The 12,112-nt window shown below is 72.8% G+C and carries 10 protein-coding genes; 5 read left to right on the top strand and 5 right to left on the bottom strand.

The window, feature by feature from the left end:
* Window positions 1–10 precede the first annotated feature (10 nt).
* Complete coding sequence (locus C4U44_RS12465) at window positions 11–2,308, top strand: N-acetylmuramoyl-L-alanine amidase (protein ID WP_235032006.1); 2,298 nt, start codon at window positions 11–13, stop codon at window positions 2,306–2,308.
* A 94-nt stretch (window positions 2,309–2,402) separates the two neighbouring features.
* Here the strand turns inward: C4U44_RS12465 and C4U44_RS12460 are convergent, their stop codons facing one another.
* The 3 genes from C4U44_RS12460 to C4U44_RS12450 form a co-directional block, all read right to left on the bottom strand.
* On the bottom strand, window positions 2,403–4,973 hold the full coding sequence (locus C4U44_RS12460) for an ABC transporter permease (protein ID WP_103885765.1): 2,571 nt from the start codon (window positions 4,971–4,973) through the stop codon (window positions 2,403–2,405).
* Window positions 4,970–5,746, bottom strand: coding sequence for an ABC transporter ATP-binding protein (locus tag C4U44_RS12455; protein ID WP_200823220.1), 777 nt, complete (start codon window positions 5,744–5,746; stop codon window positions 4,970–4,972). The genes C4U44_RS12460 and C4U44_RS12455 overlap by 4 nt, the downstream gene beginning before the upstream one ends.
* Before the next feature lie 334 nt (window positions 5,747–6,080).
* On the bottom strand, window positions 6,081–6,686 hold the full coding sequence (locus C4U44_RS12450) for a TetR/AcrR family transcriptional regulator (RefSeq protein ID WP_103885763.1): 606 nt from the start codon (window positions 6,684–6,686) through the stop codon (window positions 6,081–6,083).
* Between the two features lie 170 nt (window positions 6,687–6,856).
* Here C4U44_RS12450 and C4U44_RS12445 point away from each other — a divergent pair, with 170 nt between their 5' ends.
* Window positions 6,857–7,612: an SDR family NAD(P)-dependent oxidoreductase gene (locus C4U44_RS12445; RefSeq protein ID WP_103885762.1), complete on the top strand. Its 756-nt coding sequence runs from the start codon at window positions 6,857–6,859 to the stop codon at window positions 7,610–7,612.
* A gap of 73 nt (window positions 7,613–7,685) precedes the next feature.
* Here the strand turns inward: C4U44_RS12445 and C4U44_RS12440 are convergent, their stop codons facing one another.
* On the bottom strand, window positions 7,686–8,183 hold the full coding sequence (locus tag C4U44_RS12440; protein WP_103885761.1) for an SUKH-3 domain-containing protein: 498 nt from the start codon (window positions 8,181–8,183) through the stop codon (window positions 7,686–7,688).
* Window positions 8,180–8,689, bottom strand: a complete 510-nt coding sequence (locus C4U44_RS12435) for a YwqJ-related putative deaminase (RefSeq protein ID WP_103885760.1) — start codon at window positions 8,687–8,689, stop codon at window positions 8,180–8,182. The genes C4U44_RS12440 and C4U44_RS12435 overlap by 4 nt, the downstream gene beginning before the upstream one ends.
* 332 nt (window positions 8,690–9,021) lie before the next feature.
* Here C4U44_RS12435 and C4U44_RS12430 point away from each other — a divergent pair, with 332 nt between their 5' ends.
* From C4U44_RS12430 to C4U44_RS12420, 3 genes are all read left to right on the top strand, one after another.
* The gene (locus tag C4U44_RS12430; RefSeq protein ID WP_103885759.1) at window positions 9,022–9,903 is read left to right on the top strand and encodes a hypothetical protein; all 882 of its coding nucleotides are present in this window, start codon (window positions 9,022–9,024) and stop codon (window positions 9,901–9,903) included.
* A 234-nt stretch (window positions 9,904–10,137) separates the two neighbouring features.
* Window positions 10,138–10,857, top strand: a complete 720-nt coding sequence (locus C4U44_RS12425; RefSeq protein ID WP_103885758.1) for a hypothetical protein — start codon at window positions 10,138–10,140, stop codon at window positions 10,855–10,857.
* Between the two features lie 241 nt (window positions 10,858–11,098).
* On the top strand, window positions 11,099–12,109 hold the full coding sequence (locus C4U44_RS12420; protein WP_103885757.1) for an HNH endonuclease: 1,011 nt from the start codon (window positions 11,099–11,101) through the stop codon (window positions 12,107–12,109).
* Window positions 12,110–12,112: the final 3 nt, after the last annotated feature.

Below are 12,112 nucleotides of genomic sequence, written 5' to 3'. Positions count from 1 at the left end.
GGAGGGGCCGTTGAGTACCGAGCAGCACAGCCGCAGGCGGGCGGGATCGATCCCGGAGGCGGTGGCCCCGGCGTCCCAGGCGTCTTTGGTGTCCGCGGACGCGGTACCGCCGGAGGCGGCGCCCACCGGGCCGGGCCGCGGCCCGGACGCCGCTCCCGGCGCGGGCACCGGCCCGGGCCGCCGCGGTCCCGGCCGCCGCAGGCGCGCGATGGCGGCGGTGGTGACCGCGGGCGCGCTGTGCCTGGGCGCGCTGGCCGCGACGGCGCCGGGCGCGGCCGCGGACGGGCGGCCGGACGGACACCCCGGCAGCCGGGCGGGCGCGGCAGGCACCGCAAGCACCTCGGGCCCGCTCCGCAAGGACTTCACGGCGGCGGCCCGGGAGTTCCACGTACCCGCCGGCCTGCTGATGGCCGTCGGCTACCACGAGTCGCGCTGGGACACCCACGGCGGCCTGCCCAGCACCACCGGCGCCTACAGCGTGATGGGGCTGACGCACGTGGCCGACGCGACGCTGCGCCGCGCCCCGGCCGTCACCGAGACCGGCCAGCGCGGCGACGCGCCGGCCGCCCGGGACGGCGGCACCGCCCCCGCGCCGAACGCCGCCGGCACCGACCCGGCCGCCTACCGCACCCTGGACTCCGCCGCGGCCCTGACCGGCGCATCCGCCGCCACGCTGCGCACCGACCCCCGGCAGAGCATCCGCGGCGGCGCCGCCCTGCTCGCCCGCTACCAGAAGCAGCTCACCCGCACGCTGCCCACCGACCCGGGCGCCTGGTACGGGGCGGTCGCCCGCTTCAGCCAGTCCGCCAACGCCGAGGGCGCCGCGCAGTTCGCCGACCGCGTATACGCCACCCTCAAGGCAGGCGTCTCGCGCGTCACCGACACCGGCGAGACCGTCACGCTGCCGGCCGCGCCGGGCGTGGTGCCGCGCACCTCCGCGATGAAGGGCCTCGGCCTGGTCTCGGCCGCGCAGGAGGCGGCGGCGGCCGTGCTGCGCACCGCGGACGGCGGGCCCGGGGCGAAGGGCGCCGGGGACACGGCGGCCGATCCCGCGACCGAGTGCCCGTCCGGCCTGGCCTGCAACTTCGTCCCGGCCGCGTACAAGCAGAACAGCCCCACGGACAAGTCGAGTTACGGCAACTACGACCTCGCGGACCGGCCGGGCGACGGCAGCGCGATCCGGTACATCGTCATCCACGACACCGAGGGCAGCTACAGCGGCTCCCTCCAGGAGTTCCAGAACTCCACCGCGCTCGCCACCCCGCACTACCTCGTGCGCTCCTCCGACGGCCAGGTCACGCAGCTCGTCCCGACCAAGGACGTCGCCTGGCACGCGGGCAACTACTACGTCAACACGCACGCGATCGGGATCGAGCACGAGGGCTTCGCGATCTCCGGGGCGTCCTGGTACGACGAGTCGCTGTACGAGTCGTCCGCGGCCCTGGTGCGCTACCTGGCCGCGCGCTTCAACGTGCCGCTGGACCGCGCGCACATCATCGGGCACGACGACGTGCCCGCCCCGCAGGTGGCCCAACTCGCCGGCATGCACTGGGACCCGGGACCGTACTGGGACTGGGCGCACTACATGGACCTGCTCGGCGCGCCCCTGGGGGCCGGGCGCGGCGGGACGCCGGTGGTCGGCGGCGAGGTGACCATCGACCCGCCCTTCACCTCCGTCAACGAGCCGGCCGTCACCGGATGCAAGCCCGATCCGTGCAAGGCGCAGCCGGCGAACTTCGTCTACCTGCGCACCTCGCCGTCCGCGACGGCGCCCCTGCTCAAGGACGCGGTGATGGCGGGTCAGGGCGCCCAGAGCGGCAGCACCCAGGCGGCCGACGTGACGGACAAGGCGGTCACCGGGCAGACCTTCGCGGTGGCCGGCGTCCAGGGCGACTGGACCGCGATCTGGTACGGCGGGCAGAAGGCGTGGTTCGACAACCCCGGCGGCCGGTTCGCGGACACCGGCCCGGGCGGCACCCGGCACCTGGTCACCCCGGCCGGCACGCAGGCGGTCCCGGTCTACGGCCGGGCCTACCCGGAGGCGTCCGCGTACCCGGCGGTGATCGCGTCCGTGGCGAAGAAGAGCAACCAGGCGGTCACCCCGCTCGGTTACACCATCCCGGCCGGCCAGGTCTACGCCGCCGCCGACCCGGTGGCCGCGGACTACTTCTACGCCGAGAACATCGACCAGAGCGCGCCCGGCGACCAGACCCGGGTGGTGGGCGACACGCTCTACTACCCGATCCGCTTCGACCACCGGCTCGGCTACGTCAAGGCGGCCGACGTGACCGCGAGCGCTCCCCGCTGACACGAAGGCGGCCCCGGAGCACGGGAGTTGTTCCCGCGCTCCGGGGCCGCCCGGACCGGCGGGGCCGGTGGCCGACCCTGCCGCCCGCGCCCGCCTAGTCGGTGGCGATCGCGTTCAGCACGTTCATCCGCGCGGCCCGGAAGGCCGGCAGGAGGGCGGCCAGCAGGCCGACCACCGCGGAGGCGACGAAGACGATCACGATGGTGCTCCACGGGATGCGCAGCACCTCCAGGCCCTGCGAGGCGAGCACCTTCTGCGCGGTGGTGCCCCAGCCGAGGCCGAGACCGAGACCGACGATCGCGCCGAAGAGCGAGATGACCACCGACTCCAGCCGGATCATCCGCCGCATCTGGCGCCGGGAGGTGCCGATCGCCCGCATCAGGCCGATCTCCCGGGTCCGCTCGACCACCGACAGCGCCAGGGTGTTGATGACGCCGAGCACCGCCACGATGATCGCCAGCGCCAGCAGCGCGTAGATCAGGTAGAGCAGCTGGTTGACCTGGTTCTGGATCAGGTCCTTGTAGTCGGCCTGGTCGCGCACGTCGATCTGCGGGTAGTCGTGCGCCTTGGCCTTCAGGGAGGCGTACGCCTCCTTCTGCTTGCCGTCGGCCGCCTTGGCGAAGACCAGGAAGTCACCGGGCATCTTGTCCGGCGGCAGGTAGGCCCGCGCGGTGTCGATGCTGGTGAACAGCGTGCCGTTCTCCAGGGCGGAGTCGTTCTTGGTGACCGCGGCGATCTTCAGGTGCGCGGTGCGCCCGCCCACCAGCGCCACCGTCATCACGTCGCCGACCTTGACGTGGTTGTCCTTGGCGAAGTTCTCCGGCACCGACATCGCGTTCTTGCCGTAGGCGTCGGCGAGCCTGCCCTGCGTGGTGTCCAGCCGCACGTCCTGCGTGTAGCTGCTGTCGGCGGCGCTGATCTGGTCCTTGATCTGCTTGCCGGACGGGGTGGTGATCGTGGCGTTGATGATCGTGTAGTCGGTGAAGTGGTCCAGGCCGCCGGCCGACTTGATCGCCCGGTTGGCGGCCGGGGTGATCGGCTGCGAGGCATTGCTGCCGACCTCGATGATGAAGTCCGCGCCGACCGACTTGTCGAGCTGGTCGCTGGCGGAGGCCACCAGGGACGAGCCGACCACCGACATCCCCGCCACCAGCGCCAGTCCGATCATCAGCGCGGAGGCGGTGGCACCGGTACGGCGCGGGTTCCGCAGCGCGTTGCGCTCGGCGAGCCGGCCCATCGGGCCGAAGAACCGCAGGATCACGGCGCTGACCGCGCGGACCACCACACCGGCGAGCAGCGGGCCGACGATCACGAAGCCGACCAGGGTGAGCAGGACGCCGATCCCCAGCAGCCCGCCACCGGAGGACGCCTTGTCCGTCTGCGAGGCACCGATCAGGGCGAACACGCCCGCGGCGCAGACCAGGACGCCGATCGCGGCCCGGATCCGCCCCGCCCTGACGTCGGCCGGGGTGCCGGCGTCGCGCAGCGCGGCCATCGGCGAGATCCGGCCGGCCCGGCGGGCCGGGATGTAGGCGGAGACCACCGTCACGACCACGCCGATGACGAGGCCGACGACCGGGGTGGTGGCCTTGATGGTCAGCTCGGAACTGTCCAGCTTCAAGCCGGCCTTGCCCATCAGCTTCATCAGGCCGATGGCCAGGCCGATGCCGCCGCCGATGCCGAGCACCGAACCGCTGATCCCGAGCATCACCGCCTCGATCAGCACCGACCTGTTGACCTGGCGGCGGCTGGAACCGAGCGCCCGCATCAGGCCGATCTCCCGGGTGCGCTGGGCGACCAGCATGGAGAAGGTGTTGACGATCAGGAAGATGCCGACCAGGACCGCGATCCCGGCGAAGCCGAGCATCGCGTACTTCATGAAGTTCAGGAAGCCGCCGAGGTCGTCCTTCTGCTTCTTGGTCTCCTCCTTGGCGGTGTCGATCGTGTAGTGGCCGCCGATGGCCGCCTTCACGTGCGCCTTGAGCTGATCGTCGGTCACGCCCTTGGCCGCGGTCAGGCCGTAGCCGGTGTAGGCGTCGGTGCGGCCGAGCAGCCTGGACTGCGCGGTGGCGGTGTCCACGTAGACCACGGCGGCGCCGGGGTTGGTGGACTTGAAGGTGACGATGCCGGTGAGGGTGACCCTGAAGTCACCGGGCTGCGCGATGACCCGCAGCGTGTCACCGATCTTCAGGTGCTTCGCCTTGGCTGTGTCGGCGTCGACCACGGCCTGGGTACCGGCGGTGGGCAGGTGGCCCGAGGTGAGCTTCACCGCCTTCGTCTCGGTGCTGTCCCAGTTGCTGACGATGGTCGGCGCGCCGGACGACGGGCTGATCTTGTTGTTGTGGGCGTCGGCGACGGTGACGTCCTGGCTGGTGATGTCGGGCACCGAGGAGACGACCCCGGAGACATGCGACAGCGTGGACTGCAGCGAGGCGGGGACGGTGTCCGGAATGCCGGTCGCCTGCTCGTGCTTGACCTCTTTGGCACTGACCGTGACATCGGAGGCAGTGCTGCCGAAGAGCTTGTCGAAGGTGGCGGTCATGGTGTCGGTGAAGACCAGGGTGCCGCAGATGAACGCCACCGACAGCAGCACCGCGATCCCGGACAGGGCCATGCGGCCCTTGTGCGCGAAGAAGTTGCGCACCGATGTCTTGAAGACGGTCACGAGGTCCTCCCGCGACCGTCGAAGGACTTCATCCGCTCCAGCACCGACTCGGCGGTCGGGCTGGCCATCTCGTCCACGATCCGGCCATCGGCCAGGTACAGCACGCGGTCGGCGTAGGAGGCGGCGACCGGGTCGTGGGTGACCATCACGATGGTCTGGCCGAGCTCGTCCACCGAGCGGCGCAGGAAGCCGAGCACCTCGGCGCCGGCCCGCGAGTCGAGGTTGCCGGTCGGCTCGTCACCGAAGATGATCTCCGGCCGGGCGGCCAGCGCCCTGGCCACGGCGACCCGCTGCTGCTGGCCGCCGGACAGCTGGGTCGGGCGGTGCTTGAGCCGGCTGGCCAGGCCGACGGTCTCCACCACCCGGTCCATCCACTCGCGGTCGACCTTGCGGCCGGCGATGTCCATGGGCAGCGTGATGTTCTCCGCCGCGTTCAGCGTCGGCAGGAGGTTGAAGGACTGGAAGATGAAGCCGATCTTGTCCCGCCGCAGCTGGGTGAGCTTCTTGTCCTTCAGGGTGGTGATCTCGGTGTCGCCGATCCAGATCCGGCCCTCGCTGACCGTGTCGAGTCCGGCCAGGCAGTGCATGAGGGTCGACTTGCCGGAGCCGGAGGGGCCCATGATCGCGGTGAAGCGGCCGCGTGCGATGTCGACGTCCACCGCGTCCAGCGCGACCACCCGGGTCTCGCCGGAGCCGTACGCCTTGGTGACCGACCTGCCTGCGGCGGCAACGGCCGAACGTTCTCCGCTGCCCCCGGCTGTGGGAACCGTCATAGCCGTCGTCACTTCTGTCTCCCGTTGTGTGCGTCGTGCCTGGCCGTTGCGATCGCGGGGCGCGTGCCCCGCGGTGTCCCTCCTGAGACTGCCGGAGCCGGCCGCCCGTCACGATGGGGCAGGTCTCCGTCTGCGGGGTGGGGGTAGCCCCACCCCCGTCGAGGAGATGGGCCCCCACCCCGCTCTATGAAGGTAGGGACCGCACGGGGCCGGATCGTCATCCGCCGGTACGAACCCGCCGCGACCAAAAGTAGGTGTCTCCCCCTAGGGGGCTGGTACCTGAGGCGGACACCGAGGTCGGGGTCGGTGGCCGGCCGCCGCGCCGAACGGGACGTCAGGCCCCGGCGCGCAACCCCGAGATGCCCACGTCGAGGGCCGCTTCCAGGTGGGTGAGGCGGCCGGTCTGGAGCAGGATCGACACCCCGCCCTGGATGCCCGCGAGCAGTGCCGCGCCCACCCGCGCGGGGTCGAGGTCCGGCGCCGTCGCACCCTGCTCGCGCATCGCCCGCACGCCGTCGGTGATCCGCTGCTGCCACTGTTCGAGCAGGCGCGTGGTCACCTCCCGCGAGGCCGGGGTGACCTTCGTCAGCTGGGTCATCAGCACCCCCAGCGGGCAGGTCGTGCCCTGCTCCCGGTAGCGGGCGAGCACCGCGTCGCGCCAGGCGTCCCAGGCAGCCCATGAGGTCAGGTCGCTCAGGTACGGTTCCTGGTCCAGCAGCACCCGGTCCGCCTCGTGCTCGGCGACGGCGTACATCAACTGCTCGCGGCCGTCCGGGAAGTAGTGGAAGAGCTGGCTCTTGCTGGTCGCGGTGGCCCGGCAGACGTCGTCCAGGGTGGTCGCGACCGCGCCCCGGGTGCGGACCTCGGCGGCGGCACCCTCGATGATGCGCTGCCGGGTGGCCCGGCCCTTGGCGGTGAGTTTCACGGGCTGCTGCGACATGCTCCCACCCTCGCACATCGCGCCGCTTTTCTGGACTTGCCGGTCCAATTCTTGGGTGCCACTCTCGGCGGTGCCACCGGGGGCCACGCCGGAGGACCGACCCCGGACCCACCGGGAACGGCACCGGCACCGAGCGCCCCCATACGGCACCACCTGGGAGGACGGCAGTCATGGAACAGCGATTCGAGGGCAGGACCGCCCTGGTCACCGGCTCGACGTCGGGCATCGGCGCGGAGGTCGCGCGCGCCCTGGCCGCGGAGGGCGCACTGGTCGTGGTCAGCGGGCGGCGCGCCGAACTCGGCGCGGCGGTCGTCGCGAAGATCGAGGCGGAGGGCGGCCGGGCGGTTTTCGTACCGGCCGACCTCTCGGCGGGCGGCGCGGCCGTGCGCGAGCTCGCCGACGCGACGCTGGCCGCGGTCGGCGGCCGGCTCGACATCCTGGTCAACAACGCGGCGCTGCTGCTCCAGCCGCGCCCGACCGGCGAGGTGGACGAGGAGACCCTCGACGCCGCCTACGCGATCAGCGTGAAGTCCGCCTTCCAGCTCACCGGGGCGCTGGTGCCCGCGATGGCCGAGCGCGGCGACGGCGTCGTGGTCAACATGGGCTCCATCAGCGGCTCGATCGGCATGGGCGGCTCGGCCCTCTACAGCATGACGAAGGCCGCGGTGCACTCCCTGACCAAGTCCTGGGCGGCGGAGTACGGCCCCCGGGGCGTACGCGTCAACGCGGTCGCCCCCGGCCCCACCGCGACCGAGGGCCAGGCCGACAACGCGCACCTGATCGCCCCGCTCCTGGCGACCGCCCCCGACCGCCGGATGGGCCGCCTGGAGGAGGTCGCCGCCGCGGTGGTCTTCCTCGCCGGCGACGGGGCCACGCACATCCACGGCGCGATCCTGCCGGTGGACGGCGGGCTCGCGGCGGTGTGAGCGAGGGGTACGGCGCGGGGCGGGCGTACGGCGACGCGTACCGGCCGCGGGGGTCACTGCCGTGGCGGGGCGGTCAGTTCATGGTCAGCCGGACCGGGCGGACACCGCCGACGAGGACCGCCAGCGCGCGGTCGATGTCCGGGCCGACGTACCAGTCGCCGGTGTGGTCGACCGCATAGACCCGGCCGTCGGGGTCCATCGCGAGGAGCGCGCCGGAGCCGCGTTCCTCGCCGAGCGGGCTGATCTCGGTCTCCAGGGCGCGTCCGAGGTCGCCGAGGGTGCGGGCGAGGTGCAGGCCCCGCAGCGGGTCGACCACGACCGCGGAAGGGGCGACCTGGCGGCCGGGACCGGACACCGGCGGGATCTCCAGGCCGCCGAACTCCGCCCACGCCTCGACCGCCGCCGGGAAGACCGCGTGCCGGTGGCCGCCCGGCGTGAGGTGGCCGCGCAGCCGATCCGCCCATTCCTCGGCCTGCTTGATGTCCCAGCGGCCCGGCTGCCAACCGGCCGTGCGCAGCGCGGCGGCCACGCCGTCCGGAAAGCGCGCGCCGCCCGCCGCCCCGGCGTTCACGCCTGGCCCGCGCCGGGATCGACCGGCATCACCCCGAAGTGCGCGAGCAGCGGGGCGCACGAGCGGCACGGCGGGGCGTAGGCGCCGTGCGCCGGGTCGCCGTCCTCGCGTATCCGGCGGGCGGTGAGCCGGGCGCCGCGCAGCGCCTTGCGGGCCTCGCCCTGGGTGAGCGGGCGGCGGGAGGCGCGCTTGCTGCGGCCGGCCTCCACCGCCGTCAGATGGCGCGAAATCAGCACCGGTTCGGGGCACCGGCCGGTGAAACGCTCACGCTGCGCGACCGGCAGCGCGTCCAGGAAGTCCTGCACGATCGGGTGGAGCACGGGGGGGCGCTCACCCTTGGCGCCGGTGCAGGTCAGCACTTCGTCGCGGATCGACAGCGCGGCCGCGACCGCGGGCAGGATGCCGTCCCTGCGGTGCCGCAGCACCGGGGGCTCCATGGGATCGCGGGCAGCGCTCCAGCTCAGCCTGGGGTCGGCGGTATCCGCCGCTGATAGCCGAGTTGTCATATTGTGCCCCGCTTCCGTTCATCCGCCCGCCCGAGGCGGCTGCTCCCCCGTCTGCCGATTCAGAGTGCCAAACACGCCATCCGATGGGGAAGCGGAACGCGGCGCGGCGACCTTCCTGTGTGGGCCATGTCACCGTCCTGTGACGTTACGTCGGCCGAACGGGCACGCAGCGCACACATCTCGGCCGCCGGCGTTCACTTCCGGACGGGGCACACAGCGCGGTCACAGCGTCACCACGCGCCATTTACGGCGCCGTTCGGGGCCGGGAGGATCGGATCGGTGCCGCGGCCGCGGCACCGATCCCCCCACGCGAACCCAGGGAACGTGACCCCATGCACCGTGCCCGATCACACGCGGACGCCCCACCCGTCCGCCGCATACGACGCGCCCCCGGCCTCCGGCGTCCCCCACACGCCCGCGCCGCGACCGTCGCCGCCCTCGGCCTGCTGCCCGCGCTGCTGATGGCGGCCGGCTGCTCGTCCGGTTCCGCGCACGCCGATGGCGGTCGCCGAACGCGCTCTTCGGACCAGGCGTCGATCGACGCCGGCAAGGCGCCGCTGAGCCTCGCGCAGCTCACCCGCTCCCTCGTCACCGACAAGGACGTGCCGGGCTGGGTGGTCCAGATGACGCAGACCGACGACGGCATCGCGACCACCGCGCCCGCGGAGGGCTTCGACCCCGACGACCTCGGCGCGCAGGACGACACGACCGGCCAGTCGGTCCTGGTCGCCGACAAGCCCGACTGCCAGCCGCTGGCCGACGTCAGCAGCTCGAAGCCGGCGATCCACCGGATGGCATCGGTCGGCGCCACCTTCGCGAAGGCCACCCCGAAGGACGGCGCGACCCCGGACGAGATCGACCAGATGCTGATCGCCAGCCACGCCCCCGGCGACGCGCAGAAGGTGATGGCCTCGGTCAGGCGCGCGCTGACCGGCTGCACGTCGTTCGAGGGCCGCGACCAGGACGGCACCATGACGTCCTTCCGCATCACCAGGGGACCTGCGGTGAAGGTCGGTGACGAGTCGGTGGCCTACGTCATGACCGACACCGCGGACAAGAAGACCGGCGCGGCCCTGGTCACCGTGGTGCGCACCGGCGACACCGTGACCTCGTACCTGTCGACGAAGGCCGCCGGGGGCGCCGGGCAGCCGCCGTTGGAGGTCGCCCGCAAGGAGGACCAGAAACTGCGCACCGCGCTCGCCGCACGCAAGTGAGCCCGGCCGTGGCGCGGGACGCCGTCCGGAGAGCGAAGGGCACGCCGCCGTGACCGTGTTGTGAGCGTGTTGTGAGCAGTGCCATATGAGGCAGGGTGGGCCCGGTGCCGTAGAGTCGCGCGGCAGCGGGCCCTCGCCCGCCAGGGCCGGGCCGGGACGCTCCGGACCGAACGCGGCTCGCGGGCAGGGGCGGCCGCGGCTCCGGGCCCGCACACGACATTGGGGTACTCATCGATGCGGATACGTGCACGCCGTCGTCTACTCACCGGTAGCCGCAGGGCGCTGCCGATCGCCGCGCTGGTTCCCGCGCTCGCCCTCACCGCGGCCTGCGGGGGCGGCGGGAAGAGCAAGGACAGCGGCTCGGCGGCCTCGCAGAAGCTCACCCGCTCGGTGATCACGGCGAAGGACGTCGACCACCTCACGGTGGTGCCCGCGACCGCCAAGAGCCAGCTGCTGGGCGCCAAGCAGGCGACCGATCCGGCCGCGTGCCAGCCGGTGGCCGACCAGTGGAGCCTCCAGCCGAAGCTCGCCAGGAGCGTGTACACCGGCGCGCTGGTCACCGACACCTCCGCCAAGGACAAAGGCGCCAAGACCATCTCGCTGGAGGTGGTGGCGTCCTACCCGGCCGGCCGGGCGAAGCAGGTGCTCGACCAGCTGTCCGCCGCGATCGCCCACTGCCCGAGCTACAAGGTCACCCGCAGCGGCCGGACTTCGACCTTCACGGTCAAGAGCGTCGCTGCGACCGGCGGCACCTTCGGTGACCAGCAGGTCACCTACACCGTCACCGACCCCGCCCTCGGCGCCTCCGGCGTCGCGCTGGTCACCGTCGTGCGGGTCGGCGACTCCACGGCGGCCTTCGAGACCGTCCGCGCCGACCACAAGACCGCGTCGCTGCGTGCCGCGATCACGAGCAAGCAGGTCGACAAGCTGCGTGCCGCGGCGGCGAAGAGCTGAACCTGTGAAGAGCTGAAGTGGCAACGGGCTGAACCTGTGAAGAGCTGAGCCGGAAAAGGGCTGAACCGGCCCGCGCACGTGGGCGGAAGACCGGCCGGGGCCGCCCGCGCGCGGGGCCGGCCGGGGCGATCCGGACCGCTGTGCCCGAGTTGTCCACAGGGAGCGGGCCGGGGCCCGCGCGACTCTTGCCGTACCCCCTAGGCTGTCGTCATCAGCTCAGACGCAGCAGGGGGCAACCGCCATGACCACAGGCCCGCAAGGGCTGGGATCACCTCCCGGACCCGCAGCCGCCGGGCAGTCCGCGCCACCGAACGCGGCCTACGCCGGGCAGGTCGTGCACTTTCCCGACCCCGTGCGGGCCGCACGCCATCCGCAGGGCGTGTGGGTGGATGCCGACGGGTACCCCGACTTCTCGCCGTACGCCCGCGCGGCGGCCGAGATAGCCGAGCCGCCGGAGGGCTTCGGCATCGACGAGCTGCGCCTGACGGACTACGTCTCGGCGAACGCCGCCCTGCACGCGGCCGGGCACGAACTGTGGGGCAGCCTCCCCCCGGTGGCCACCCCGCACGGCTGGACCTGGCACCACGTCCGCGGCAGCCGCCGGCTGGAGCTGGTGCCGGTCGAGGTCAAGTCGCTGCTGCGGCACCACGGCGGCCTGGCCACGTCGGTGGCCGACCACGCCCGGCGCGGCACCCGCCCGCTCCAGGAGACCCGGCCGGTGCACTTCGGACTGCCCAAGGACCCGGTCTCGGTGACCGAGCAGCAAGTGCGTGATGTGGAGGAGGAGTTGGGGTACCGCCTGCCCGGCGCGTACCGCACCTTCCTCAAGGCGGCAGGCGGCTGCGCGCCCAAGGGCGTGGCCCTCGACCCCGATCTCGGTCTGCTGATCGACCAGCCGTTCTTCACCGTCCGCGACGACGCGGCGGTCAACGACCTGGTGTACGTGAACAAGTGCCTGCGCGACCACCTCACCAAGGACTTCCTGGCGATCGGCTACATCCAGGGCGGCATCCTCGCGGTGCGGGTGAAGGGCGCGGGCGCCGGCTCGGTCTGGTTCTGCGGCTATGACGACGCGCGCGACCACGACCAGTGGGACAACCCGACCGAGCGGGTGGCCGGGCTGCTGCTGCCCTGCGGTGACTCGCTCGACGCGTTCCTGCTGCGACTGGCCGGCAACCCGCCCGAGTTGGAGACGGTCGCGAACCTGATGGTGGACGGCGGATTCGCCGAAGCCGTAGCCGTGGAGGGGTGAGGC

This window comes from Actinacidiphila yanglinensis (assembly GCF_900107965.1).
In the GTDB taxonomy this organism is placed as follows: Bacteria; Actinomycetota; Actinomycetes; order Streptomycetales; family Streptomycetaceae; genus Actinacidiphila; species Actinacidiphila yanglinensis.
The sequence above is the reverse complement of the archived record's forward strand: the minus strand, read 5'-3'. Positions and strand labels throughout refer to the sequence as shown.